Source organism: Demequina sediminis (assembly GCF_030296675.1).
Lineage (GTDB): Bacteria > Actinomycetota > Actinomycetes > Actinomycetales > Demequinaceae > Demequina > Demequina sediminis.
Genome location: NZ_AP027736.1, coordinates 2,673,474 through 2,698,468, shown reverse-complemented (window position 1 = coordinate 2,698,468; position 24,995 = coordinate 2,673,474). Strand labels below are relative to the sequence as shown.

The following is a 24,995-nucleotide window of genomic DNA, read 5'->3' as shown; positions in this document are numbered from 1 at the left end:
CCTAGACGCGCCCTCCGACAGCCGCCGCGCGGCCCCCGAGTCGCACCGCGGCTCCCTTGTCCAGGAGGACGATGCGGGGGCGGGCGGGGTCGTCCGCGAGCGCCGCGCGCAGGGCCGGACGGGGCTGGGAGAAGTGCGCCCAGTCGTCGATGTGGACGGGCACCACCGTCGCGTCGGGCCAGAGGTCGGCGACCGCACAGACCCGCGCGGCGTCGGCGGTCAGCAGCGCGTCGCCCAGCCGATCCACTCGCGCGGCGCCCGCGCACACGAGCGCGACCCCGACGTCGGGGAAGCGGTGTGCGACCGCCGCGGCGGCGTCGAGTTCCGAGTTGTCTCCCGAGAAGTACACGGTGGGCCAGCCCGCCGCCCGCAGGACGAATCCCGCAACCTCGCCCAGGGCGTCGGCCACCCCGGGAGGACCGTGCAGCGCGGGAACCGCCGTGACGCACACCGGAGCGTGCGCGCCGTACAGCGTGACGCTGTGCCACGGCTTGAGGCCCACGACACCGGGGACGCGCGAGGCCGCGCCAGGGGTCGACACCACGTGGCCGGCATGTGCGAGCAGCTCGCGTCCCGCGGTGTCGAGGTTGTCCTCGTGCTGGTCGTGAGACAGCAGGACCAGGTGCACGTGGCCGATGAAGGCGGGCTCGAAGGCGGGTCCGGCGAGCTTGGTGAGGGTGCCGTACGTGCCCGGTGGGTCGAACGTCGGATCCGTGACGATCGTGAGACCTGCGTAGCCCAGCACCACCGTGGGCCCGCCCACCAGAGAGATCTCGACTGGGCTGAGGTCCGCGTCGCTCATGGGTCCAGTGTCGCGCTCGGCGCACGCGCGCTAGGGAAGGAGGCGTCCGTACGGGTCCGCGCACTGGACGGGGAAGGACTCGGCGCACGCGTCGACCCACACCTCGAGGCGCTCGCCCACCGCGACGTCGGACGCCGCGGCAGGCTCGCCGTCCGGCCGTTCGAGCGCACCACCCTCCGCGAACGCGAACGTGGTGCCCTCGAAGTACTCGTAGCCGGGATCTGGCGCGAACACCACCGTGATCGCGTCGCCCAGGGTCTCCACGCTCACGACCGTGCCCACCGCATCGGGCTCGCGCGCGTCGCGCGGGTCCCCTCCGGCGTCCCCGCACGCCGCGACGCCGGTGGCCAGGCCGCTGGCAAGGATGAGGGCCGCGAGGAACTGCGACGTCTGCGTGCGCATGTCTCAGCATCGCACGGGCGGGAGAGCGCAGCACGGGAGAGCCCTGCCTGCTGATATCCTCATTCGGCCCGGTCCGTCCGGGCATGCCCCCGTAGCTCAGCGGATAGAGCGCCGGTTTCCGGTACCGTAGGTCGCAGGTTCGACTCCTGTCGGGGGCACGATCCGCACACGCAAGGCCCCTCCTCGGAGGGGCCTTTGTGGTTCCCCGGCGCTAGGGTCGAGACAGACCCCACCGACGAAGGAGCCACGCATGCCAACGCTCGCGATCATCGGCGCAGGACCCGGCCTCGGAGCGGCGGTCGCGCGCCGGTTCGGGCGCGAGGGATTCTCGATCGCCCTCGTCTCCCGCGACCAGTCGAAGCTCGATGCGCTCGCGGGCGAGCTCGCGCAGGACGGGGTCACCGCGGCGGGCTTCGCGGCCGACGTCCGCGACGGCGCCTCGCTCGAGGCGGCGCTCGCCGACGCCTCCGCACGCCTGGGCCCCGTCACCGCGCTGCAGTACAGCCCACTCCCCTCGCGGGCCTACCTCGAGCCGGTGCTCGACCTCACGCCCGAGCTGGCCCTCGAGGCCCTGCGGTTCTCCGCGCTGGGCCTCATTCACGCGGCCCGTGCCGTGCTGCCCGCGATGCGCGCGGCGGGAGAAGGAAGCATCGTCCTCATCAACGGCGGCACGTCCGTGAAGGCCCGCGCGGGATTCTCGGGAACGTCCGTCGCCTTCCCCGCCGAGAGCGCCTACGGCGAGATGCTGCACGATGCCCTCGCGGGCGAGGGGGTCCACGTCGCCCAACTCGTGATTCCCGGCGCGATCCCCAAGCTCCGCTACACGCTTGAGGAGGTCGCGGACCGCATCTGGGACCTCCACCGCGGACCCGGAGACTTCCGGACCATGCTCATCCCTCTCGAGGAGGGGCGGGAGTAGGGCGGTCAGTCCGCGACGGGCACGGCGCCGGTCACGGCACCGGTCGCGAAGTCGCCGAGGCTTCCCAGCGTCGCCGAGGAGTCAAGCGCACGCCCGTCCTCGACGTCGACCGTGCACGCCAGGTGCTCCTCGGACTCGAGCCACCACACCACCGTGACGCGGTCGCGCCCCGCCTCCGCGAGCGCCGCAGCCGAGGCGTCGACGGACGGCGCGATCGCAGCAGCGACGTCCGTGCCGGCGGAGTCGAGGACGCCCTGCGCCTCGAGGAACGACCGCAGGTCGCGCCAGTCGGCGCTGCCGTAGACGTCGCCCGCGACGATTTCGGGGGCGCCGTCGCCCGCCTCGGCGTACGCGGCCTCACATGCCCTCACCGCATCGGCGTGGGCCGGGCTCATGCGCGACGTCAGCCACGTCGCCACCACCGCCCCCACGATCACCAGGACCGCGACCGCGGCGGCCGCGGCAAGGGGAAACCAGGTGCGACGCGGTTCGGCAGGGGTGTCGGACATGACATCCAGCCTATTCGCGCCGCCCCGCCTACTCTGAACGGGTGACCACCGACCTTCGGTACGAGCCTCACCTGGGACTGGCCCTGGGGGAGGCGGCGCGCTCGGTGCGGCCCACGTGGGCGTCCTCCAGGTGCTCGCGGAGCGCGGGATCACGCCCTCGCTCGTCGTGGGGACGTCGGCGGGATCGCTGATCGGAGGCGCGTATGCCTCCGGCATGGACCCGTACACGATCGAGGCCATGGTGCTGCGCGCGGAGTGGGGACACTTCGGATCGCTCACGTTCCGCCCGGGCCTGGGCATCCTCGACACGGCGGGGCTGCGTGCCACGATCGAGGCGATCTCCGGCGGGGATCCGCGCATCGAGGACCTGCCTGTGCGCTACGCGGCCGTCGCCACGGACCTCACCACGCGCCGCGTGGTCCTGCTCGATCACGGCAGCCTCGCGGATGCCATGAGGGCGTCGATCTCGGTGCCGGGGCTATTCCGGCCGCTGAGGCTCGACGGTCACCTCCTCGCGGACGGCGGCCTGCTCGAGAACCTGCCGCTCGAGGCGACGTTCGAGCTGGGCGCACGCCACGTCATCGGGGTGCGTCTCGCGCCCGAGTGGGAGGCTCCGGGCTTCGAGACCACGCTCAAGGTCCACGCCCTCGAGATCCGCGCGGACGTCACCCTCATCTCCCCCAGCTGGGCGGCCGCTCGCAGTGGGTCCGCGAGGACATGCCCGGCCTGATCGCGCTCGGGCGCGCGGCCGCGGAGCAGGCACTCGACGCGTATCCGGTCGTGGCGCCGCGACCCGAAACGCTTCCCGAGGTCGAGGTGCCCACGCCCGCGCGGCTCCCGGAGCCGCTGCGCGACCTGCTCGAGCCGCGCTCGGAGTGACCTATCTGCCGAGCGCCTGGGCGACCGCGGGATGCACCACACTGCCGGCGCGCACGTTGATCCCGCGCGCCAGGGCGGGATCCGACGCGACGGCATCGTCCACCCCGCCCGCGAGCCTCACCACGTAGGGCAACGTGACGTTGGTGAGCGCGCGCGTCGCGGTCGCCCCCACCGCGGCGGGCATGTTCGCGACGCAGTAGAGCAGCGACCCCTCGACCTCGAGGACGGGGTTGTCGTGCGTGGTGGGGCGCGAGTCCTCGAAGCACCCACCCTGATCGATCGCGATGTCGACCAGCACGCTGCCGCGCCGCATGTCCCTCACCATCGCGTGAGTCACGACCTTCGGGGCCGGGCGACCGGGCACGAGGACCGCGCCGATCACGAGGTCCGAGCCGAGCACCTCCTCCTCGACCTCGTGGGGCGTCGACACCACGGTGCGGACGCGACCCGCGTACCTGTCGTCGAGCGCCCTCAGCCGCCCCACGGCGAGGTCGACGGCGGTGACCTCGGCGCCCATCGCGACGGCCTGCGCCACGGCATTCGAGCCGGCGACGCCTGCCCCCAGCACCGTGACGCGGGCGCCAGGCACGCCGGGCACACCGGGCAGGAGCACGCCGCGCCCGCCCTGCGGGTTGAGCAGGTGGTGCGCGCCCGCGAGCACCGACAAGCGGCCAGCGACCTCGCTCATCGGGGTGAGCAGGGGCAGCGATCCGTCCTCGAGTTGCACCGTGTCATAGGACAGCGCGGTCGTGCCTGCCGCGCACAGCAGGTCGGCGAGCGCTGGGTTGGCCGCGAGGTGCAGGAACGTGAAGAGCACGTTGTCACGCAGCAGCGCGTACTCGTGCGGCTGCGGCTCCTTGACCTTGAGGACCACGTCGGCCGCCCACGCCTCCGCGGCGCCGGCGAGCGTCGCTCCCGCCGCGGCGTAGTCCTCGTCCGCGATCGCCGAGCCGCGACCCGCCCCCTCCTCGATCACCACGCGATGCCCGCGTTCGACGAGCGCGCGCACGCCCGCAGGGGTCAGCGCGACCCTGGTCTCGCTGTTCTTGGTCTCCGTGGGGACTCCGACCAGCACCGCGGCCTCCTCAGCGCTCGGGCGACACCGCGCGCGGCTCGTGGCCGGCGCATCGTCGCGCGGGGGCGGGCGACCAGGGATGATGGCCGCCCTCGTCTCCCTTCCTACACCTCGGGGAGACGCGCCACGCGCTGGTTCGGACACCGCGCACGGCGTGCGCCCACGTCGCGACAGTCCGCTCGGAGCCAGGCAGCCTGCCCGGCAACGCCCTACTCGTACGCGGTGAAGGTCTGGTACTCCCAGTGCCAGGGCTCGTACTTCGACGTCTTCGCCCAGTCCGGGTTCCAGAAGCCGTAGGTCGCGGCGTTGCGCTTGAACCACGACAGGTACACGCCCGAGGCGTGAGAGCGGCAGAAGTCGACCGCGAGGCCCAAGCCATGCATCGAGGTGCCCGGCGTCGCGGCCAGGTAGCCGCGCGTCGCCTTGGTCGAGTACTGGTCCGAGATCGAGCGGTACGTGTCGGCGATGCAGATGTCCGTGCCGAACTCGGTCTTGAAGCGCTCGTTAAGCGCCGCGAGCGCGAGTGCGGCGTCGGGTCGCATCTGCTCTCCCGAGACCCACAGGTTGCACAGCTGGTCGCTGCTGAGCTGGCCGTTGCTCATCGGGCCGGAGAACTCCGGGTCGCAGTCTGGAAGCAGGTTCGACGCGACGGGGACGTCGGCCGACGTGAGGACCGCACCCGACTGGTCGTCGACCGTGGGAAGCGGAAGGTCGGAGGCCTCGAACTGCGGGCCGGCACCCAGGATCGCCGTGGCGGTGGTGGGGGACTCGCCCACGACCACACCGGGCAGCTGCTCGGCTGCGTTCGCGTAGGGGGCGATCGTGCCCATCACGGGGTAGACCACCATCGCGGCCACGAAGCCCACAAGCACGCCCGTGCGCGTCGCGATCTTGCGTCGCAGGTGGGTGGTCCGGATCTGGATTTCCTGCGTCTGCTCGATGCGCCGCTCCTTGCGCGACGGGTGCCGCGCGGGGTGGCGAGAGGGGTGGGCGGAACGCGGCGTGTGCAGTGCGCCGCGCATGCTCACCATGTCCTCCCGGACGTCTCGGAAACAGAAGATTCGTGCCCCGCCAAGCAACGGGGACCGGGTCAATTATTACCAAATGGTAACGATGAGGCCAACCCCCTGTGTGTCACGTCAGTCACATCGGCACGATGCCGGGGGAACCTGAGCCCGTCAGGCGCCGCTCTCGCGGCGAGCGAGGGAGTCCCTCACCTCTCCGACGAGCTCCTCGATGATGTCCTCGAGGAAGACGATGCCGAGCGTCGTCGAATCCCGCGTCACGGCGGCCACGTGGGCGCCCGAGCGGCGCATGAGCGCGAGCGCGCTCTCTACCTGCGCGTCGTGGGCGATCGTCGGCAGATCGCGCACGCGCCACGCCTGGATGGGTTCCTCGCGCTCTCCCGGCCGCGCGTAGAGGGCGTCCTTGATGTGGAGGTAGCCCACGAGCGCGCCGTCTTCGCTCACCGGGAAACGCGAGAAGCCGGTGCGCGTCGCCGCGTCCTCGAGTCCGTCGACCGTCACCCCGCGCGGCACGGCATGCACCTGGTCCGCGGGCACCATGACCTCCTCGACCGACCTCTCCGAGAACTCGATCGCGGTCGTCAGCAGCCCCGTGGGGTCCGAGATCGTGCCCTCCGCGGAGGACCGTTCGACGATGCTGTGGACCTCGTCCGCCGTGAAGGCCGAGGTCACCTCGTCCTTGGGCTCGAAGCCCAGCAGCCTCACGATCCCGTTGGCCACCCAGTTCAGCGCCCCGATGATCGGCCGCGCGGCGCGCGCGATCGCGACGAGCGGCGGCCCGAAGACCAGCGCGGCCCGGTCGGGGCTGGAGACCGCGGCGTTCTTGGGCACCATCTCGCCCACGATCACGTGGAGGCCCACGATCACAAGCAGCGCGATCGCGACGGCGATGCCGTGCGTCGCCGCGAGCGGCACGCCCAGCGACTCGAGGACAGGCTCGAGCGCGTGGGCGAGAGCGGGCTCGGCCACCACGCCCAGCGTCACCGAGCACACCGTGATGCCCAGCTGGGCCGTCGCGAGCATGAGCGACACGTTCTCCATCGCCCACAGCACCGTGCGTGCCGCGCGCGATCCGGCGGCGGCGCGCGGCTCGATCGAGCTGCGGCGCGCGGAGATGATCGCGAACTCGGCGCCGACAAAGAAGGCGTTCGCGAGCAGCAGTCCCACGACCGCGAGCGTCATCCCGGGGCTCACGACTCGTCCTCGTCTCGCTCGGGAGACACGGGCTCGAGGCGCAGGCGATCGATCCTGCGACCCTCCATGCGCTCGACGCGCAGACGCACGTCCGCGCCGTCGACCGTGTCGCCCGGCTCCGCGACGCGCCCCAGTGCGGCCATCACATAGCCACCGACGGTCTCGTACGCTGGCGACTCGGGGATCACCAGTCCCGTGCGCTCGTGCACCTCGTCCGGCCGCAGCTCGCCTGGCACGATCCACGCCCCGCCGGGAGCGCGGTGGACGGCGGCGCGCCTGCGGTCGTGCTCATCGGCGACCTCCCCCACGAGCTCCTCGACCACGTCCTCAAGCGTCACGAATCCCGCGGTACCGCCGTACTCGTCAACCACGATCGCGCACTGGTACCCGAGGCCGCGCAGTTCGACCAGGAGCGGGCCCATCTGCAGGGTCTCGGGGATGCGAGGGGCGTCGACCATGAACGCCCTCACCGACCGCCGCGCACGCTCATGGGCCGGCACCGCGATCGCGGAACGCAGGTGGACCAGCCCCACGACATCGTCCGATCCGTCACCCACCACGGGGAAGCGCGAGTGGCCGCTGGCGCGCGACGCCGCGATGACATCGGCCGCGGTCGCGTCCCTGCCGAGGGTCGCCATGCGCGTGCGGTCCGTCATGACGTCGATCGCGGCCAGGTTGTCGAGCTCGATCGAGTTCTTGAGCAGCAGCGCGGTCGACGGCGCGAGCGTGCCCGCCTCGGCACTGCGACGCACCAAGGCGGCGAGTTCCTGCCGCGAACGCCCGCCCGCGAGTTCCTCCCGGGGCTCGATGCCCAGCAGCCGCAGGATCGCGTTCGCCGCGCCGTTGAGTGAGGCGATGACGGGACGCAATGCGGCCGTGAAGGCCATGTTGAGTGGCGCGGCGATCTTTGCCGTGCGCATGGGCTCGGCCAGGGCCATGTTCTTGGGCACCAGCTCGCCCACGATCATCGAGAAGGCGTTGACGATCACGAGCGAGAGCGCTCCGGCGAGCGCCGCGACCGCGGCACGCGACGCGACCGTCGTGGACAGCGGCACCTCGAGGAGCGACACGAGCGCCGGCTGCGCCGTGTAGCCCAGCAGGATGGTCGTGAGCGTGATGCCGACCTGCGCGCCGGACAGTTGCGTCGACAGGTGGCGCAGCGCACGGCGCACGCGCTTGCCGCGCAGTGAGTCCTCGACGTGGGCCGGGTCGAGAGCGACCAGCGAGAACTCGGCGGCGACAAAGATCGCGGTGCCCAGCGTCAGCAGGACGCCAAGCCCGAGGAGGACCCAGGCGGTCATCGAGGACGGGAACTGTCAGGGTCCATGGTGATGAAAGGATAGACGGACGCCAACGACGGAGGGAAGACGATGCGGGGTCCGTTGATCGAGGTGGAGTCGCTGACCAAGCGCTTTGGTGCCGTCACAGCGGTCGAGGGCGCCACGTTCGAGGCCAAGCCAGGGCGCGTTACCGGCTTCTTGGGACCCAATGGCGCCGGGAAGTCCACCACGCTGCGCGCGCTGCTCGGCCTGGTGACGCCCACGTCGGGCGACACGCGCATCGGCGGCGCGACGTATCGCGACCTCTCCTCTCCCGGCACGGTCGTGGGCGCGCAGCTCGAGCCCGCGTTTCACCCCGGGCGCACCGCGCGCGACCACCTCCGGGTGGTCGCCCCGCTCGTCGGCGCCACCGACGCCCGCTGCGACGAGGTGCTGGGCCTCACGGGCATGAGCGACGCCGCGAACCGGCGTGTGGGCGGCTTCTCGCTGGGCATGCGCCAGCGGCTGGGACTCGCGACGGCGCTGCTGGGCGACCCGCAGGCGCTCATCCTCGACGAGCCAGCAAACGGCCTCGATCCCGCCGGCATCACCTGGATGCGGGCCTTCCTGCGTGCCTATGCGGCGCGCGGCGGCACGGTGCTGTTGTCCTCTCACCTGCTCGCCGAGGTCGAGCAGACGGTCGACGACGTCGTGATCATCGCGCGCGGCCGCGTGCGCCACGCGTCGGCGCTCGCGGACCTGCGCGGCCTTGCCCGCCCCAGGGCCACGCTGCGCTCCCCCGACGCGGAGCGGCTATCACGCCTCGCGGCCGACCTCCCCGGCGCCACGCTCGCCTCCACGCACGAGCTCACGGTGCCCGACATCACCGCGGCCGACCTCGGCGCACGCGCGTTCGCGGCTGGACTCGAGGTCCACGGGCTCGAGGGCGGCGGCGAGAGCCTCGAGACGGTGTTCCTGCGCATGACGGAGGAGGCGGCATGAACGCGGTGCGATCCGAGCTGCGCAAGGCCCTCACCACGCGGCTGTGGTGGGTCCTGCTGGTCATCCAGTCCGGAGCGGTCGCGTTCTTCGCGGCGGTCTTCGCCTTCGCCTTCGCGTTCGGCGGCACGGCGTCGGGTGCCGCGGGCGAGCCGGGCGCCCTCGCGCCCGAGCAGCTCGCGCTCACGGTCTACACCGCGGGCGTCTCGCTCGCCTACGTCTTCCCCCTCGCGTTCGGCGCACTGCTCGTCACGTCCGAGTTCCGTCACCGCACGATCGAGACCACGCTGCTCGCCGAGCCGCGCCGCGCGCGCGTGATCCTCGCCAAGGTGGGTGCCGCGCTTCCGTTCGCGGTCCTCTACGGGCTCGCGACCGCAGCGGTGTCGCTCGGGGTCGGGTCCGCGTCTCTCGCGGCGGCGGGCCAAGAGACGATGCTCGGGGAGCCCGACACCTGGAAGGCGTTGGGTCTCACGGTGGTCGCGATGGGCGCGTGGCTGCTCGTCGGGGTGGGCTTCGGATGCGCCGTCACCAACCAGGTGGTGGTGATCGTGGGGCTGCTCGCGTGGACGCAACTGGTCGAGCCGCTGCTGCGCGTCGCGGCGGGCTTCTGGGAGGCCGCCGCTCCCGTGGCGCGCTTCCTGCCGGGCGCGGCGGGTGAGGCGATCGTGGGATCGAGCCTCTACTCGGCCTCGGGACTCGCGTCGCTCCTGCCGTCGGGGGCCGGACTCGCGGTCCTGCTGGCCTATGGTGGAGTGGCAGCACTGATCGGCTGGCTCACCACGTTCCGGCGCGATCTCACGTAACGATTTACCCAAATGGCGGGCACACGGTTCCGGGCCCGCTCGTTGAAGGACGAAGATAGGACCACCAGTCACCACCGACGCTGATGCGCCAAGAAAGTGAGCGGCCTCAACGTGTCCCCAGACACCTCCGTGCCCGAGACGGACCGCGTCTCCGTCACCCGAGCAGCAGGTGCCCCGTCCGTCGCGTCGCTCATTCTCGGCAACGCGCATGGGGCCGCCGGCGCCGACGAACCGGCATCTGCCTCCGACGCAGACGCCCCGGCACCGGCCTCCTCGCAGGCGGTTCCCCCGCCGCCACCACCCCCGCCCGCTCCCCCGGCTCCCGCGCCCTCTCAGCCTCAGGCATCGTCCTCACCTCAGGCATCGTCCCCGCCCCAGGCATCGTCCTCACCGGCCAACCCGGCCGCCGAGGAGGCACCCGCGTCCGCGCCAGCCGAGTCCGCCCCCGATGCCGACCCGAGCGTGACCCAGCCCATCGCGACCGCGCAGGCACCCACCGCCGCGTACCTGCAGCGCCCCGACCACACGCCGCTCGAGGCGAAGGACGTCGAGCAGGGCATCTCGCGCCTGCGCGGACCCGCCGCGCGCGTGGTCGAGAACATGGAGGCGAGCCTCGCGGTGCCCACCGCGACCTCGGTGCGCACCATCCCCGCGAAGCTGCTCATGGACAACCGCGTCGTGGTCAATAACCACCTCGCGCGCACCCGCGGCGGCAAGGTCAGCTTCACGCACCTCATCGGCTTCGCGATCGTCGAGGCGATCGCCGAGTTCCCCGCGATGAACGTCGCGTACGTCGAGGAGGACGGCAAGCCCGCGCTGCAGACGCCCGCGAGCGTCAATCTGGGCCTCGCGATCGACCTCGCGCGACCCGATGGCACGCGCCAGCTGCTGGTGCCGTCGATCAAGGGCGCCGACCAGATGGACTTCGCGGCCTTCTGGGCCGCCTACGAGGACGTCGTGCGCCGCGCGCGCGGCGGGGCCCTGCAAGCCACCGACTTCCAGGGCACGACGCTCACGCTCACCAACCCCGGCACGCTCGGCACGGTCCACTCGGTGCCGCGCCTCATGCGCGGCCAGGGCGCGATCGTCGGCGTGGGGTCGATGGACTACCCCGCCGAGTTCCAGGGCGCCTCCGAGGAGGTGGTCGCTCGCCTCGGCATCTCGAAGGTGATGACCCTGACCTCGACGTACGACCACCGCGTGATTCAGGGCGCGCAGTCGGGCGAGTTCCTGGGCCTGGTGCACCGCAAGCTCCTCGGCCTCGACGGCTTCTACGACCGCGTCTTCTCCTCAATCCGGATCCCGTACGAGCCGGTGCGGTGGGTCCAAGATTCCGCGACGGACCCCGCGGCCGAGGCTGCCAAGCCCGCGCGCATCGCCGAGCTCATCCACGCGTACCGCTCGCGCGGCCACCTCATGGCCGACGTCGACCCGCTGTCGTCCCGCCCGCGCAAGCACCCCGATCTCGACGTCCAGACACACGGCCTCACGCTGTGGGACCTCGACCGCTCGTACCAGACCGCGGGATTCGCCGGTCAGGACGAGTGGACGCTGCGCGGCGTCCTCGGGCGCCTGCGCGACGCGTACTGCCGGACCATCGGCCTCGAGTACATGCACATCGCGGATCGCGAGCAGCGTCAGTTCTTCCAGGAGCGGCTCGAACACGGCTACACCAAGCCCACGCGCGAGGAGCACCTGCGGATCCTGCACCGCCTCAACGCCGCGGAGGCGTTCGAGGCCTTCCTGCAGACCAAGTACGTCGGACAGAAGCGCTTCTCGCTCGAGGGCGGCGAGTCGCTCATTCCGCTGCTCGACTCCGTGATGAGCGCCGCGGCCGAGGCCGGGGTGCACGAGGTGTGCATCGGCATGGCGCACCGCGGCCGCCTCAACGTGCTCGCGAACCTCGCGGGCAAGAGCTACGGGCAGATCTTCTCGGAGTTCGAGGGCACCGCGGTGCCCGGCTCGGTCCAGGGCTCCGGAGACGTCAAGTACCACCTCGGCACCGAGGGCACCTTCACCGCCGAGTCCGGCGCGACCACGCGCGTCTACCTCGCTGCCAACCCCTCGCACCTCGAGGCGGTCAACCCCGTCCTCGAGGGCATCGTGCGCGCGAAGCTCGACGCGCTGGGTGCCGACCCCGCGACGGACGGCTACCCCGTGCTTCCGGTCCTCATCCACGGTGACGCGGCCTTCTCGGGCCAGGGCGTCGTGATGGAGACCATCAACATGGCCCTGCTCAAGGGCTACCGCACGGGCGGCACGGTCCACGTCATCATCAACAACCAGGTGGGCTTCACCACCGGGCCCGAGAGCTCGCGGTCGACGCGCTACTGCACGGACATCGCCAAGGGCTACCAGATCCCGATCTTCCACGTGAACGGCGACGACCCCGAGGCGTGCGTGCGCGCCGCGCGGCTCGCGTTCGAGTACCGCGAGCGCTTCGGTCGCGACGTGATCGTCGACATGGTCTGCTACCGCCGCCGCGGCCACAACGAGGGCGACGACCCTCGATGACGCAGCCGCGCATGTACGACCTCATCGAGGCCAAGCGCTCGGTGCGCCACCTCTACACGGAGTCGCTCATCCGCCGCGGGGACATCACCACGGAGGAGGCAGAGGCGGTCTCGAAGGACTACCTGTCGCAGCTCGAGCGGGTGTTCATCGAGACGCGTGAGGGCTACAAGCCGGCGGAGCACGCCGAGTCTGTGGCCGGCCTCGAGCTACCCGCCTCGCAGTCCTCCGATGCCGGCGTCATGGTGGGGTGGAAGACCGCCGTCACCGCGAGCCAGATCGAGAGGATCGGCCGCGCCCACGTGCGCCCGCCCGAGGGCTTCGCCGTCCACCCCAAGCTCGAGAAGTTGCTCGAGAAGCGCGAGCAGATGAGCCGCGAGGGCGGCATCGACTGGGGCTACGGAGAGATCCTGGCCTTCGGCACGCTGCTGCAGGAGGGCGTGCCCGTGCGCGTCTCGGGCCAGGACAGCCGCCGCGGCACGTTCGTCCAGCGCCACGCGGTCTATCACGACCGCAACACCGGCGCCGAGTGGACCCCGCTGCTGTATCTGTCCTCCGACCAGGCGCGATTGCACATCTTCGACTCGCCGCTGTCCGAGTACTCCGTCGTGGGCTTCGAGTACGGCTACTCGGTCGAGCGCCCCGACGCGCTCGTGTTGTGGGAGGCGCAGTTCGGCGACTTCGTCAACGGCGCACAGACCATCATCGACGAGTTCATCTCCTCGGCAGAGCAGAAGTGGGGACAGTCCTCGTCCGTCGTGTTGCTGCTGCCGCACGGCTTCGAGGGTCAGGGACCCGATCACTCGTCGGCACGCGTCGAGCGCTTCCTCCAGCTGTGCGCGGAGGAGAACATGATCGCCGCGATGCCGTCGACCCCGGCCAGCTACTTCCACCTGCTGCGCCGCCAGGGCTACAACCGCCCGCGCAAGCCGCTCGTGGTCTTCACCCCCAAGTCGATGCTGCGCCTGCGCGCGGCGCAGTCCTCGGTCGAGGACTTCACCACGGGCACCTTCGAGCCCGTGATCGGCGACCCCAGCGTCGACCCGGCGAACGTGGACCGCGTGCTCATGTGCGCGGGCAAGGTGTACTACGACCTGGTCGCCGAGCGCGACCGGTCGGGCGACACCTCGACCGCGATCGTCCGCTTCGAGCAGCTCTATCCGCTCGTACCCGAGTCGATCAAGGAGGCGCTCGCGCCATTCGACGGCGCGGAGCTCGTGTGGGTCCAGGAGGAGCCGCACAACCAGGGCGCATGGTCGCGCATGTCGCTCAGCCTTCCCCAGGTGGTGGGCTCGACGGTGTCGGTCGTGTCGCGGTCGGCCTCGGCCTCCCCCGCGTCGGGGCTCGCCTCGCGTCACGCGGCCGAACAGACCGACCTGGTCCGGCGGGCGTTCGCGCGATGAGAAACGTCTTCCTCGTGGGCGACGAGCTCGTCGCGGGCCACGGCGACCCCAAGGCGATGGGATGGGCGGGACGGGTCGCGGCGCGCACCCTGCCACTCGCGCCCGACCTCGCGTTCCACACCCTCGCGGTGCCGGGAGAGACCACGGGAGAGCTCACGAGCCGCTGGGACGAGGAAGCGCTGCGCCGCACTCGTCACGCCGAGGCCGAGACCAGCTACGTGCTCTTCGCGATCGGTCGTCACGACGCGCTGCGCGGCGTGTCCGCCACCATGACGCGGCTCAACGTCGCGAACTTCCTCGACCGCGCGCACGCGCTGGGCTTCGAGACCCTCATCGCGGGCCCTCCCCCGGTCGTGACCAGGACAACCCTCGCATCGCGGAGCTCGCGGCCGTGTGCGAGGACGCCGCCTCCCGGCGTGGGGTCGGATACGTCGACATGTACGGGCCGCTCGTACGCCACGAGCAGTGGGCGGCGGACATGGCCACCGGCGACGATGCGCTCCCCCGCCAGGCCGGCTACGGCCTCATGGCGTGGCTCGTGCTGCACTCGCGGTGGCACTCGTGGCTCGGAATCGAGCAGCCGGCCGTCTAGCCCGGCGTCCCAGGCCCGAGCCTCCCATCCGAGCCGCCGATCCGAGTCTCAGACCCGAGCCGCGGACCTGTGCTGCGGGCGCTGCGCGGATCCGTGCGCGATGGAGGCCGGATCGACCCGGATCGCGGGCGACCGACGCGACTCGCCCGCGCTTCAGGCCGCCCGGCCCGCGTCAGTCGACGATTCCCGCTCCGCGCAGCTCAACCAGCAGGTCGTGCGGGCGGGAGGCGATCGCCACGGCATCGTCCAGCCCCACCACGCCGTCGCGCACGAGCGCGAACAGGTGCTGGTCGAAGGTCTGCATCTTGTAGTACTCGCCGTCGGCGATGAGGTCGAGGATGGGCGGCTGGCTCGAGGGATCCACGATCGCCTCGGCGGTGCGGCCCGTGTTGACCATGACCTCCGCGACCAGCGTGCGTCCCGTGCCGTCGCCGCGGCGCACGAGGCGCTGCGACACGATTCCGCGCAGCGTCTGCGCGAGCGTCGCGCGCACCTGGCTCTGCTCGTGCGGGGTGAAGAAGTCGACGATGCGGTTGATGGTGTCCTGCGCATCCACCGTGTGGAGAGTCGCGAGCACCAGGTGGCCCGTCTCGGCGGCCGAGAGCGCGGCGCGCACCGTCTCGATGTCGCGCATCTCGCCGACCATGATGACGTCGGGGTCCTGGCGCATCGCGGCCCGCAGCGCGCTCGTGAAGTCGAGCGTGTCGGAGCGCACCTCGCGCTGGGAGATGATCGCCTTCTTGTCCGCGTGGAGGACCTCGATGGGGTCCTCGATCGTGACGATGTTGACCTCGCGGTACGTGTTGATGAGGTCGATCATCGACGCGAGCGTCGTGGTCTTTCCGGATCCGGTGGGGCCCGTCACGAGCACGAGCCCGCGCGGCTCGAGAGCGAGGTCCGCGATGACGGGCGGCAGCCCCAGCTCCTCGAAATTCTGCGCGCCCACCGCGACACGGCGGAACACCAGGGACTCCGTGCCGCGCGCGACGTATGCGTTGACGCGGAAGCGACCCACGCCGGACAGCGAGAACGCGAAGTCGGCCTCGTGCGTGTCGCGGAACACCGCCACCAGGTCCTCCGGCAGCACCTGCGCCACCATGTGTCGCGTGTCGTCGGCGGTCAGCGGCGGCACCTGCAGCTTGCGCAGGCGCCCGTCGACGCGCACGCGCGGGGCAGAGCCGACCTTGCAGTGCAGGTCGGAGCCGCCCGTCGAGGCGAGCGCGTGCAGGAACGGGATCACGGACTGGGGCTGATCACTCACGGTCACTCCATCGGCATGAGCGGGGGCGGCTTGAGGCGAGCGTAGCGTCCCGCACGGCCCGCCGATGCGGGGGTGTGACGAGTCCGTCAGGTGTGGGAGGATAGGGGGTCTGAATTCGTGTCCAGAAAGGGGAACGCAAGTGAGCAAGCGAGGCCGCAAGCGCAAGTCGCGCGCGAAGTCCGGCGCCAACCACGGCAAGCGGCCCAACGCCTGAGCCGCGTCCGCCCGGATCTACGACGAAGCCGCATCGGCAGTGCCGATGCGGCTTCAGTCATCTCTAGGGGCTCCCGCGCCCGGGTGACGGTCGCGCCCCCGCGAGCGCGGCATCGTCCCTGGGGACGATGCCCTGCCTAGTTCCCGCCGACATCCGGGCGCGCGGCCCGGATGGTCATGAGGATGCGATCACGCAGGTCCTCCGGAGCGACGTCGTGGCCCGTGCGGTTGACGAGTCGCTTGATCTTCTCGTTGATCTTGTGCTCCGCCTCGCACGGAGGGCACTCCTTGAGGTGCTCACCGATCCGGTGAATCTCCTCCTCGGGGAGCTCGTGATCGATGTACTCAAAGAGGCGATCCAGGGCCTCTTCACACTCTGGCTTAGGCACGGCACACGCCCCCGTCCTCGTCCTTCTTCACCGGGGTCCTTTCGTAGAGACCACGCTCGGCGGCGTAGTCCCGAAGCTTCTCGCGCAACAGCTTGCGTCCGCGGTGCAGGCGCGACATCACCGTCCCCACCGGTGTGTCCATGATCTGCGCGATCTCCTTGTAGGCGAACCCCTCGACATCCGAGAGGTAGACGGCCATGCGGAAGTCCTCCGACAGCTCCGACAGCGCGCGACGAATCTCGTCGTCGCCCAACGCATCGAGGGCAGAGTCCTCGGCGTCGCGCCCCATTGCGCGTCATGCGTAGCGCGGCGGCATAGAGGCTGGTGCGCCATGCATAGTCCATGTCAGCGCCTCTGCCTCGAAATCGAAATCCGTCGTGTCAGTCATCGCCTGCGAGCGTACAGCGGCGCGCGCGGACGCGACAGTCGCGGGTCGCGAGGTCTGCTCCACGGTGGTCGTCACGGGGGTGGAACGGAGAGATGACGCGTCACATTCCCGCCCCGCGCGGCGGCCTATGGCGGGGGCCTTGCCCGCACCGCGTCCGCCGCCCTGACGCCGGACGGCGGTGTTGATAGCGTAGGAGACATGTTGCGCGCTCTTGCCAGGCCTCTGCTCGCCTCGTGGTTCATCTACGGAGGTGTGCAGTCCTATCTCGATCCCGAGCCCCGCGCGGCGCGCGTCGCGCCCGCCGTGGAGCCCGCGCTCAAGGAGCTTGGCCTCGAGGAGGTGCGCGCCACGGACCTGGTGAAGGCGCACGGCGCCGCGTCGATCGCCTTCGCATCGGCGCTCGCGCTCTCGCGCAGCCCGCGCTCCGCCGCGCTCGGGCTCGCGGGACTCGCGACGGCCACGGCGGTGCTCGCACACCCGTTCTGGAACGAAACGGACGAGGCCCGCCGCGAGGCCGAGCTCGAGCAGTTCCTCAAGAACGTGTCGCTCGTGGGCGGGGTGCTGCTCGCGGCGACCGCCGGCCACAGCGCTCGCCACATCGCGCGCAAGAAGGCCAAGAAGGTCAAGGCCAAGGACAAGGCCGCGGCCGCAAAGATCAAGGCCAAGGAGGCCAAGATCGCCGCCAAGGCGGCGGTGTCCAAGAAGCGCTCCGCGTGAGCGGCGCCTCGACACTTCCCCAGGGCACGGGACTCGGCGAGGTCTGGGACGCGCCCGTCGCGAGCGCCCCGCTCGACGCCACGGTGTCCGTCCCAGGGTCGAAGTCTCTCACCAACCGCTACCTGGTGCTCGCGGCCCTCGCCGCCGAGCCCGTGACCGTGCGCGGCGGTCTGCGCTCGCGCGACTCCGACCTCATGATGAGTGCGCTGCGCGCGCTCGGAATCGGCATCGACGACTCGACCGACGAATGGCTCGTCACGCCCGCCGCGGTGCGCGGCGGCGCGCACGTCGACTGCGGCCTCGCGGGAACCGTGATGCGCTTCGTCCCCCCGATGGTCCTGCTGGCCGACTCGCCGGTGTCCTTCGACGGCGACGAGGGCGCGCGCGTGCGGCCCATGGGACCACTCCTGGACGCGCTGCGTCTCTTGGGCGCGACGGTCGATGACGACGGTAGGGGCACGCTGCCCTTCACCGTCACTCCCCCGCCGAGGTTCCCGACGTGGTCGAGGTCGACTCGTCGTCCTCCTCGCAGTTCGTCACGGGGCTCCTGCTGACGGCGCCGCGCCTGCCGCAGGGGCTCACCATTCGCCACACGGGCGCGACTCTGCCGAGCCTTCCGCACATCGACATGACGTGTGAGACGCTGCGCGAGGCCGGAATCGTGGTCGACCAGCCCGACGAGCGCACGTGGGTGGTTCACCCCGGCGACCTCCGCCTGGGCGACGTGCGCGTCGAGCCTGACCTCTCCAACGCGGGACCTTTCATGGCGGCAGCGCTGGTCGCGGGCGGCACGGTGCGCATTCCCGGCTGGCCGGCAACCACCACGCAGCCCGGCGCGTACTACCCCGAGCTGCTCACCCGCATGGGCGCCACCTGCACGCTCGAGGGCGACGTCATGACCGTGACGGGCACGGGAACCCTGCGCGGAATCGACGCCGACCTCTCCCCCGCCGGCGAGATCACCCCCACGATCGCCGCGCTGTGCGCGCTCGCCGAGGGGCCCTCGCGGCTCACGGGAATCGGGCACCTGCGCGGCCACGAGACCGACCGCCTTGCGGCGATCGCCACCGAGGTGAGCCGTCTGGGCGGCGACTGCACCGCCGACGCGGACTCGCTCACGTTCGGCGGCCTGCCCGCGGGCGTGAGCGCGGCCGACGCGCTCGGCGGCGCCGTGATGGAGACCTATCACGATCACCGCATGGCGACCTTCGCCGCGATCATCGGGCTGGCGGTGCCCGGCGTCAGCGTTCTCAACGTCGGCACCACGGCCAAGACGATGCCGGACTTCCCCGCGCTGTGGCGCGGCATGCTGGATGGCTGAGTGACGCCGCGCGAGTACGACGAGTCCGACGCCAGGGTCAGGCCCAACCGGCGCGGCTCGCGGCCGCGCACCAAGATCCGGCCCGCGCACGAGGACGCCGTTCCCGGCACCGTTGTGGGGGTGGACCGCGGCCGCTACACCACGCGCGTCGACGGCACCCAGGTCATCGCGGTCAAGGCGCGTGAGCTCGGCAGGCGCGGGCTGGTGATCGGCGACGCGGTGGGCATCGTGGGCGACGTCTCGGGCCGCCCCGACACGCTCGCGCGCATCGTGCGCCGCGACGAGCGCCGCACCGCGCTGCGCCGCACGGCCGACGACACGGACATCACCGAGCGCGTGATCGTCGCCAACGCCGACCAACTCGCGATCGTGACCGCGCTCGCCGACCCCGAGCCCAACGCGCGCATGATCGATCGCTGCCTCGTGGCCGCCTTCGACGCACGCATGACCGCGCTCCTGGTGCTCACCAAGGCCGACCTCGCGAGTGCCGACCCCCTGCGCGCGGCGTATGAGCCGCTCGGCGTGAGGGTCATCGAGACGTCGGTCCTGCGCGCGGGCGGGCCCGCGGCGGATCCCGGCTTCCTCGACCTGCGCGCCTCCCTCGCGGGCCTCACGACCGTCATGGTGGGCTACTCCGGCGTGGGCAAGTCGACGCTCGTCAACGCGCTGGTGCCCGACGCGGGCCGCGCGGTGGGCGTGGTGAACGACGTCACGGGCCGCGGGCGTCACACGTCGACGTCGGCCGTGATGTACGAGCTGCCCGGCGGCGGGAGGATCGTCGACACTCCCGGCGTGCGCTCGTTCGGCCTCGCGCACGTCGACCCCGAGCACTTCATCCTGGCCTTCCCCGACGTGGCCGCGGCGGCCGACGAGCACTGCCCGCGCGCATGCGCGCACGAGTCGGCGGAGTCCGGCTGCGCTCTCGACGCGTGGGCGGCCGGCTCCCCCGACCGGCACGTGCGCGTGGAGTCCATTCGCCGCCTGCTCGCGTCCCGCGCCGCGGGCGACGCCTACTGATCCCCACCCCAGGCATCGTCCCCCCGCCGGTAGCCTGGGCGCATGACGGACGCCCCCTACGCCGACGATCTCCTGCTGGCCCTCGCGATCGCCGACGAGGTGGACCGCCTCACGCTCGCGAACTTCGCGACCGGCAATCTCACCGTGGAGACCAAGCCCGACGACACCCCGGTGACGGCCGTCGACCGCGCCGCGGAGCAGACGGTGCGCCGGCTCATCGCGCAGCACCGTCCCGCGGACGCGTTCGTGGGCGAGGAGTACGGCACCGCGGGAGAGGCGGCGCGGCGCTGGGTGGTCGACCCGATCGACGGCACCAAGAACTTCGTGCGCGACGTCCCCGTGTGGGCGACGCTGATCGCCCTGCTCGATGGGGACGATGCCGCGGTGGGCGTGGTGAGTGCCCCCGCCCTGGGACGGCGCTGGTTCGCGGCGCGCGGCCAGGGCGCGTGGGCGGGCCAGTCCGAGGCGACCGCGCGCAGGCTGCACGTATCGGACGTCGCCGCGCTCGAGCGTGCGTCGGTGTCGTACTCGTCGCTCAGCGGCTGGCGAGAGATCGGACGCTACGGGCAGTTCCTTGACCTGCTCGACGCGGCGGGGCGCACGCGCGCGTACGGCGACTTCTGGAGCTACATGCTCGTGGCCGAGGGCGCGGTGGACATCGCCGCGGAGCCCGAGCTCGAGCTCTACGACATGGCCGCGCTCGTGGCGATCGTCGAGGAGGCTGGCGGGCGGTTCACGGGGGTGGATGGCACGCCGGGGCCGTACGGCGGCAACGCACTCGCGACGAACGGCCTGCTCCACGACGAGGTCCTGAGCCGCCTCGGCTGAGGGCCCGGCACGCGGTCCACGGACGATGCACGGCCTACGTCAGCGGGAAGTTCGCGAGCTCTGACGCGTCGTACCAGAGCAGGTCGCGCTCCTCGAGGCGATCGAGGGCATCGTCCGAGCCGCCGACGGCGTCCCGCACGTCGCCCGCCGCGGCGGACTCGTCGACGAACGCGCACGCGATCGCGCTCGCCGGGATGCGTCCCGAGACGCGCACGGCCGCGGGGTGCAGGTCGGGGTCGGGAGTGAGCTCGGCGCGCGTGAGCTCGGCGACCACCACGACGCGCAGGGGCGACCCGACCTCGATCACCGAGGCGCGAGCGGCCTCGTCGCGTGCGATCTCCGCGAGCTCGTCGGCGTCGTCCGTCTCGGTGATCTCGAGCAGCCTCTCGGTCACGGCATAGGCGAGCGGCGGCTCCCACAACCCGTCCGCGCAACGCGGCAGATCGACGACCGTGGCGGGAATGTAGACGCGCATGCCTTCAGTCTGGCATCGGGACGGACACGCCACGCGAGGCGCGCGCGGAGGCGAGCACCGCGGCCCCCATCGCGGCGATCGCGCGCACCAGCGGAGACCGCGGGGCGACCTCGGTGAGCGTCCGTCCGTCGCGCACCGCGGCGTCGCACGCGCGCTGATCCCACGGCAGCGGCCACACCTCCGTGATGCCGGCGTGACGGCCCAGGGTGGCCGCGATCGCATCCTCGGGGCGTGCCCCTGCCACGGACGCGCGGATCCGGTTGACCGCGACGACGGGAGGAGGGCCCTCACGGTCGAGCAGCGCATGCACGAGCCTGACCAGCTGGTGGGGCTCGGCTCCGCCGACGGCGATGACCGTGTCGGCCTCGTCGAGGGTCGCGACGGTCGCGGTGTCGCGATGGGGGCGGTGCCGGCGTAGGGTCCGCCGTCCTCGGCCGGCGCGGCCAGGTCGACCACGATCAGCTCGGCAGCGGCGCGCAGCGCGGGCCACAGCCGCTCGAGTCCCGCGCGCGTAATCTCGGGCCACCGCGCCGCCCGCGTCAGCCCGGTGAGCACCGTGAGGGAGGGCGCCACCGTCACGGTGTGGCGCGCGAGGACGGCGGAGGGATCCTCTCCCCTGGCGGCGGCACGCACCACGGCCGCGACCCCCGGCGTCTCGTCGGCCAGGCCCCACGCGGTGGCGACCGACGCGCCGTAGGTGTCGAGGTCGACCAGCAGCGTCGAGACCCCTGACCTCGCCGCCTCGGTCGCCAGGGTCACGGCGACGGTCGTGCGACCGGGAGCCCCACCCGTGCCCCACACGGCGACGACCACCCCGCCGCCGAGCGCTGGCGGGGCGATCAGCTCGGGTGCGGGTCGCTCGATCGCGGCGAGCACCGCCTCGGCGAGCGGACCGGACGGCACGGGCACCCCGAGGGATGCGAGGCGTGCGGCGTCGGGAGAGGCCACCCCCAGCACCCGCACGCCCGCGCCGCGGATTGCCGCGAGCGCGTCGCCATCCAAGTGGGGCTGGTCCGACACGATCACGACCGCGCCCAGCCCGGCCTTGGCGGCGCCCACGGCCTCGGCCAGGTCCGCGCATCGGCGCACCACCGCAAGGCCGGGATGCGCCTCGATCTCGGCGACCACCCTGGCCTCCTCGGGGCCCATCACCGCGACCACCACCCCCACGGCCGCCATCAGCCGATCCCCACGACCGCGACCTCCGCCGCCGAGGCCAGCGCGTCGAGCATCGTCCCCACGTCCTGCGCGGGCACCACCACATACACGGTTTCGCCGCCCAGCGAGAAGCCGCCCTCCTCGCGGTCGATCGCGGAGACCACGAGCGCCTCGCCCATGCGCGCGGACGGCGCATCCTCGGGCGTGACCCACACGTCGACGAGCGTGCCGGGACGGACCGCCTCGGCGACGGGTGCGGTCGTGACCACCGCGACGGGACGGCCGTCGAAGCGGTCGGGTTCTGTGAGCGCCGATGCGGGGATGAGCTCCCCGTCGGCGACGGTGCGGGTCAGCACCCTGCCGAACGGCGCATCGGCGGGCGATTCGAGGTATCCCTCGCCTACCCGGACGTGCACCACCGCCACGGTCGACTCGTCGAGCACCGTGCCGGGCACGAGCGTGCCGTGGGCCGCGTACACCGGCACCGTGCGGTCTGCGTCGCGCAGCACGCTCACCACCGCGACCACGGCCACCGCGATGAGCACGAGCCCCACCACGAGCCGCGGGTCCTTCCACGTGGGTGGGCGCACCCTCGCCGCCACCGGTCGAGTATCTCCGCTCATCGGCCCCCCTTTGGCCGCTCGCTAGGTTCATCATGCCTGGTGCAGAGCGTCCTCGCGAGGGCTGTGGACACGACGCATGCCGCCGTGTGGCGTGTCACAATGCTGAGGTGCAGTCTCGGTTCCTCAAGCTCAGCGACGTGCAGGAGATTCTCAACATCTCCTCGCCGCAGGCCTACGCCCTCGTGAGGTCGGGCGATCTGCCCGCGATCCAGGTCGGCGGGCGCGGCCAGTGGCGCATCGAGCGCACGGTCCTCGAGGAGTACATCGCGCGCCAGTACGCCGCGACCCGCGAGCAGGTCCGCGAGCGCGAGACGCACTAGCCGCCGCTTTCGGCGCCCCCTCGGGCGGCGTCGCTTTCGCTAGGGCGCGGCCCTCACCATGAGCACCGCCGCGAGCGGAACCGCCCGTTCGCCGCGCGGACCCGCGAGGTCGACATGGTCGGCTCCCACTGCGACGATCACCCCTCGCCACTGATCGCCGTCGACCTCCACGATCACCGGCACGCGCGCCTCGGCAAGCTCACGCAGCACGGTGCTCATGCGGAGGCGTGCGTCCACGGCTCCCACGGCGGCAGCGACGCGCGGCAGGCCCTCGACGGACGTGACGGCGGCGAGCGGGACGAGCGCCTCGCCCGTCACCGACTCCACGAGCGCCCACGTTCCCGCCCCGTCCACGAGGGTGCCCGCCACGCGCGTCCCTCCGCGCACCACCAGCACGATCCGCCGACCCTTGGCCGCGAGCAGTCGGGCGGCCAGCGCGACGTCGGCACGCTCGTCGCGTGCGCGCTCGTCGATCTCGGCGTCGAGTTCGGCGCGCTCGGCCGCGGTGAGCCGCGCCTCGAGGTCGGCGAACAGGAGTTCCCAGCGCATGGCGCCACGCTAGCCGCGCCGTCCACAGTTGCGCCGTTCGAGTGGACAGGCCACCTCAGCTATGCACATCATGTTTCATCAAACTGCACCAAACAGCATGACACGAGGGGTGGAAGATGCGCGACGTGGGGGGCACGGCAATGGCGCAGGGGCGCGCGCGACAGGAGCAAGGCGGATGGCAGGCGGCGCGAGCGGCGGCGGGAGCGGCGGCGGGAGCGGCGGCGGGAGCGGCGGCGGCCGTGGTCGCCGTGGCGGCGCTGGGGACCGCGGGGGCCGCGCTGTCGTGGCGGCTCGCGAGCGCGACGGACTGGCGGGCCTGGGAGGCGGCGGACGTCATCGCCATCGCCGCGGGGGCCGTGGCGGCTCTCGCGGCGGCGCGGTTTCTCGTCGAGGTCGTGGCCGCGTCGGCGGCGCGGCTGCGAGGCCGCGCCGCGCCGCGATGGACCGGGCGCGTGGCGCGCGGCGTGGCGGGCGGGCTCGTGGCCGCCGCGTTGAGCGCGGGAGCGGCGCATGCCGCGGATCCGCCGCCTTCCGCGGGATGGCTGCCCACCTCACCCGCGCCCTCCGCCGCCACGTCCCAGCCCCCTCCCCCACGCCTGCACCCGTCGTGTGGGCGCCCGCCACCGAGGCGCCGTCGCCGGTCCCGCCAGCGCACCACGCGGAGCAGCCAGCGTCGGGGCGGGAGTCCGAGCCGGCGCCTGAACCGGCGCCGCCCCCGTTTCGCGTGGTGGTGGCGGGCGACTCGCTGTGGTCGATCACCGCGAGCGCCCTCGGCGAGGGAGCGCGTGAGGCGGAGATCGCCGCGGCGTGGCCGGCGCTCTACGACGCAAACCGCGAGGTGATCGGCGATGACCCTTCGCTCATCCACCCCGGCCAGCGCCTCGAGCTGCCCTCCGCTCTCACGGGAGAGCGCTCGTGAGCGCCGAGCCGGAGTGGGCGCCCAGCCCCGCTCACCGCGACATCTACGGACGCGCCCGCCCGAGCCTGGGAGACCCGACCCCGCTCGCCTGCACGGTCGCGTTGACGGCAATCGAGGTGGTGCATGGCGGCGGCGGGCTGGACACGCTGCTGCGATGGATCACGCCCGAGGTGCGTGCGTCGCTCGCGCGGCAGTACTCGCTCGCGCGACGCGCCGGCAGGCGCGGGGGCGTCGAGCCACAGATCCTGCGGGCGCGTGCGTGCCGCGTGTCGCGCGGCGCCGCGGAGGTGGGAGCGGTCGCGCAGATCGGCACGCGCTCCCACGCGATCGCGATGCGCCTCGAGGACCTCGCGGGACGGTGGGTCATCACCGTGCTCGACATCGGCTGACCTCCCCCGCCAACGCGACAGGGCGGCACTCCGGTGGAAGGAGCGCCGCCCTGTCG

26 protein-coding genes, 1 tRNA gene and 3 pseudogenes are annotated in these 24,995 nt (G+C 72.3%); 17 read left to right on the top strand and 13 right to left on the bottom strand.

The features are described 5' to 3' along the window. Position 1 precedes the first annotated feature (1 nt). Together QUE44_RS13740 and QUE44_RS13735 are read right to left on the bottom strand one after the other, a co-directional pair. Complete coding sequence (locus QUE44_RS13740; RefSeq protein ID WP_286215255.1) at positions 2–802, bottom strand: MBL fold metallo-hydrolase; 801 nt, start codon at positions 800–802, stop codon at positions 2–4. A gap of 30 nt (positions 803–832) precedes the next feature. Further along, a complete protein-coding gene (locus QUE44_RS13735) occupies positions 833–1,204 on the bottom strand; it encodes a hypothetical protein (protein ID WP_286215253.1) in 372 nt (123 codons plus the stop codon). An 85-nt stretch (positions 1,205–1,289) separates the two neighbouring features. On the opposite strand from QUE44_RS13735, the gene QUE44_RS13730 reads away from it, so the two are divergent. Both QUE44_RS13730 and QUE44_RS13725 read left to right on the top strand, forming a co-directional pair. Continuing rightward, a tRNA-Arg gene (locus QUE44_RS13730) sits at positions 1,290–1,362 on the top strand. A 92-nt stretch (positions 1,363–1,454) separates the two neighbouring features. After that, the gene (locus tag QUE44_RS13725) at positions 1,455–2,123 is read left to right on the top strand and encodes an SDR family NAD(P)-dependent oxidoreductase (RefSeq protein ID WP_286215252.1); all 669 of its coding nucleotides are present in this window, start codon (positions 1,455–1,457) and stop codon (positions 2,121–2,123) included. 5 nt (positions 2,124–2,128) lie between these two features. Here QUE44_RS13725 and QUE44_RS13720 read toward each other — a convergent pair whose 3' ends face one another. Next, positions 2,129–2,632 (bottom strand): hypothetical protein, encoded by a 504-nt coding sequence (locus tag QUE44_RS13720; protein ID WP_286215250.1) that lies wholly within the window; start codon positions 2,630–2,632, stop codon positions 2,129–2,131. A gap of 97 nt (positions 2,633–2,729) precedes the next feature. On the opposite strand from QUE44_RS13720, the pseudogene QUE44_RS13715 reads away from it, so the two are divergent. Together QUE44_RS13715 and QUE44_RS13710 are read left to right on the top strand one after the other, a co-directional pair. Continuing rightward, a pseudogene (locus QUE44_RS13715) lies at positions 2,730–3,362 on the top strand (patatin-like phospholipase family protein); the annotation flags it as partial. Next, positions 3,350–3,511: a hypothetical protein gene (locus QUE44_RS13710; RefSeq protein ID WP_286215249.1), complete on the top strand. Its 162-nt coding sequence runs from the start codon at positions 3,350–3,352 to the stop codon at positions 3,509–3,511. The pseudogene QUE44_RS13715 and the gene QUE44_RS13710, both read left to right, overlap by 13 nt. A 1-nt stretch (position 3,512) precedes the next feature. Here the strand turns inward: QUE44_RS13710 and ald are convergent, their stop codons facing one another. The 4 genes from ald to QUE44_RS13690 form a co-directional block, all read right to left on the bottom strand. Beyond that, positions 3,513–4,586 (bottom strand): alanine dehydrogenase, encoded by a 1,074-nt coding sequence (gene ald, locus QUE44_RS13705; RefSeq protein WP_286215248.1) that lies wholly within the window; start codon positions 4,584–4,586, stop codon positions 3,513–3,515. A 209-nt stretch (positions 4,587–4,795) separates the two neighbouring features. Then, positions 4,796–5,608, bottom strand: a complete 813-nt coding sequence (locus tag QUE44_RS13700; protein ID WP_286215247.1) for a M15 family metallopeptidase — start codon at positions 5,606–5,608, stop codon at positions 4,796–4,798. 156 nt (positions 5,609–5,764) lie between these two features. Next, entirely contained in the window at positions 5,765–6,805 is a 1,041-nt protein-coding gene (locus QUE44_RS13695; protein WP_286215246.1) for a hemolysin family protein, read from the bottom strand. Further along, positions 6,802–8,106 carry a hemolysin family protein gene (locus QUE44_RS13690; protein WP_286215245.1) on the bottom strand — a complete coding sequence of 435 codons (1,305 nt, stop codon included), beginning with the start codon at positions 8,104–8,106 and terminating at the stop codon, positions 6,802–6,804. The genes QUE44_RS13695 and QUE44_RS13690 overlap by 4 nt, the downstream gene beginning before the upstream one ends. 69 nt (positions 8,107–8,175) lie before the next feature. On the opposite strand from QUE44_RS13690, the gene QUE44_RS13685 reads away from it, so the two are divergent. The 4 genes and pseudogenes from QUE44_RS13685 to QUE44_RS14265 all read left to right on the top strand — a co-directional run bounded on the left by QUE44_RS13685 (position 8,176) and on the right by QUE44_RS14265 (position 14,372). After that, on the top strand, positions 8,176–9,066 hold the full coding sequence (locus tag QUE44_RS13685; protein WP_286215244.1) for an ATP-binding cassette domain-containing protein: 891 nt from the start codon (positions 8,176–8,178) through the stop codon (positions 9,064–9,066). Beyond that, positions 9,063–9,866 carry an ABC transporter permease gene (locus tag QUE44_RS13680; RefSeq protein ID WP_286215243.1) on the top strand — a complete coding sequence of 268 codons (804 nt, stop codon included), beginning with the start codon at positions 9,063–9,065 and terminating at the stop codon, positions 9,864–9,866. Before QUE44_RS13685 ends, QUE44_RS13680 begins: the two co-directional genes overlap by 4 nt. A 192-nt stretch (positions 9,867–10,058) precedes the next feature. Then, a pseudogene (locus QUE44_RS13675) lies at positions 10,059–13,780 on the top strand (multifunctional oxoglutarate decarboxylase/oxoglutarate dehydrogenase thiamine pyrophosphate-binding subunit/dihydrolipoyllysine-residue succinyltransferase subunit). Positions 13,781–14,171: 391 nt separating this feature from the next. Continuing rightward, complete coding sequence (locus QUE44_RS14265) at positions 14,172–14,372, top strand: SGNH/GDSL hydrolase family protein (RefSeq protein ID WP_350226850.1); 201 nt, start codon at positions 14,172–14,174, stop codon at positions 14,370–14,372. Between the two features lie 172 nt (positions 14,373–14,544). On the opposite strand, the gene QUE44_RS13665 is transcribed toward QUE44_RS14265, so the two are convergent. Further along, the gene (locus QUE44_RS13665; RefSeq protein WP_286215242.1) at positions 14,545–15,633 is read right to left on the bottom strand and encodes a type IV pilus twitching motility protein PilT; all 1,089 of its coding nucleotides are present in this window, start codon (positions 15,631–15,633) and stop codon (positions 14,545–14,547) included. 139 nt (positions 15,634–15,772) lie between these two features. Between QUE44_RS13665 and QUE44_RS14460 the strand changes: the two genes are divergently transcribed. After that, positions 15,773–15,847, top strand: a complete 75-nt coding sequence (locus QUE44_RS14460) for a 50S ribosomal protein bL37 (protein WP_425305726.1) — start codon at positions 15,773–15,775, stop codon at positions 15,845–15,847. Between the two features lie 136 nt (positions 15,848–15,983). Here the strand turns inward: QUE44_RS14460 and rsrA are convergent, their stop codons facing one another. Both rsrA and QUE44_RS13655 read right to left on the bottom strand, forming a co-directional pair. Beyond that, on the bottom strand, positions 15,984–16,235 hold the full coding sequence (rsrA, locus tag QUE44_RS13660; RefSeq protein WP_286215241.1) for a mycothiol system anti-sigma-R factor: 252 nt from the start codon (positions 16,233–16,235) through the stop codon (positions 15,984–15,986). Then, positions 16,228–16,518: pseudogene (locus QUE44_RS13655) on the bottom strand (sigma factor-like helix-turn-helix DNA-binding protein); the annotation flags it as partial. The gene rsrA and the pseudogene QUE44_RS13655, both read right to left, overlap by 8 nt. Positions 16,519–16,821: 303 nt before the next feature. Here QUE44_RS13655 and QUE44_RS13650 point away from each other — a divergent pair. From QUE44_RS13650 to QUE44_RS13635, 5 genes are read left to right on the top strand one after another with little or no spacing between them, the layout of a single operon-like run. Continuing rightward, complete coding sequence (locus QUE44_RS13650; RefSeq protein ID WP_286215240.1) at positions 16,822–17,340, top strand: DoxX family membrane protein; 519 nt, start codon at positions 16,822–16,824, stop codon at positions 17,338–17,340. Then, on the top strand, positions 17,337–17,894 hold the full coding sequence (locus QUE44_RS14260) for a 3-phosphoshikimate 1-carboxyvinyltransferase (protein WP_350226849.1): 558 nt from the start codon (positions 17,337–17,339) through the stop codon (positions 17,892–17,894). Before QUE44_RS13650 ends, QUE44_RS14260 begins: the two co-directional genes overlap by 4 nt. Continuing rightward, a complete protein-coding gene (locus QUE44_RS13645; RefSeq protein ID WP_350226848.1) occupies positions 17,840–18,661 on the top strand; it encodes a 3-phosphoshikimate 1-carboxyvinyltransferase in 822 nt (273 codons plus the stop codon). The genes QUE44_RS14260 and QUE44_RS13645 overlap by 55 nt, the downstream gene beginning before the upstream one ends. Further along, positions 18,662–19,678 carry a ribosome small subunit-dependent GTPase A gene (gene rsgA / locus QUE44_RS13640; protein ID WP_286215239.1) on the top strand — a complete coding sequence of 339 codons (1,017 nt, stop codon included), beginning with the start codon at positions 18,662–18,664 and terminating at the stop codon, positions 19,676–19,678. A gap of 42 nt (positions 19,679–19,720) precedes the next feature. Next, on the top strand, positions 19,721–20,506 hold the full coding sequence (locus tag QUE44_RS13635) for an inositol monophosphatase family protein (RefSeq protein WP_286215238.1): 786 nt from the start codon (positions 19,721–19,723) through the stop codon (positions 20,504–20,506). Positions 20,507–20,540: 34 nt separating this feature from the next. On the opposite strand, the gene QUE44_RS13630 is transcribed toward QUE44_RS13635, so the two are convergent. Beyond that, positions 20,541–22,160 carry a DUF6912 family protein gene (locus QUE44_RS13630; protein WP_286215237.1) on the bottom strand — a complete coding sequence of 540 codons (1,620 nt, stop codon included), beginning with the start codon at positions 22,158–22,160 and terminating at the stop codon, positions 20,541–20,543. Further along, on the bottom strand, positions 22,160–22,762 hold the full coding sequence (locus tag QUE44_RS13625; protein ID WP_286215236.1) for a CpaB family protein: 603 nt from the start codon (positions 22,760–22,762) through the stop codon (positions 22,160–22,162). The genes QUE44_RS13630 and QUE44_RS13625 overlap by 1 nt, the downstream gene beginning before the upstream one ends. 107 nt (positions 22,763–22,869) lie before the next feature. On the opposite strand from QUE44_RS13625, the gene QUE44_RS13620 reads away from it, so the two are divergent. Further along, positions 22,870–23,082 carry a helix-turn-helix domain-containing protein gene (locus tag QUE44_RS13620; protein WP_286215235.1) on the top strand — a complete coding sequence of 71 codons (213 nt, stop codon included), beginning with the start codon at positions 22,870–22,872 and terminating at the stop codon, positions 23,080–23,082. A gap of 39 nt (positions 23,083–23,121) precedes the next feature. Here the strand turns inward: QUE44_RS13620 and QUE44_RS13615 are convergent, their stop codons facing one another. Beyond that, complete coding sequence (locus QUE44_RS13615) at positions 23,122–23,631, bottom strand: hypothetical protein (protein WP_286215233.1); 510 nt, start codon at positions 23,629–23,631, stop codon at positions 23,122–23,124. Between the two features lie 724 nt (positions 23,632–24,355). On the opposite strand from QUE44_RS13615, the gene QUE44_RS13610 reads away from it, so the two are divergent. Both QUE44_RS13610 and QUE44_RS13605 read left to right on the top strand, forming a co-directional pair. Beyond that, on the top strand, positions 24,356–24,550 hold the full coding sequence (locus tag QUE44_RS13610) for a LysM peptidoglycan-binding domain-containing protein (protein ID WP_286215232.1): 195 nt from the start codon (positions 24,356–24,358) through the stop codon (positions 24,548–24,550). Further along, positions 24,547–24,939, top strand: coding sequence for an Rv3235 family protein (locus QUE44_RS13605; RefSeq protein WP_286215231.1), 393 nt, complete (start codon positions 24,547–24,549; stop codon positions 24,937–24,939). Before QUE44_RS13610 ends, QUE44_RS13605 begins: the two co-directional genes overlap by 4 nt. Positions 24,940–24,995 lie beyond the last annotated feature (56 nt).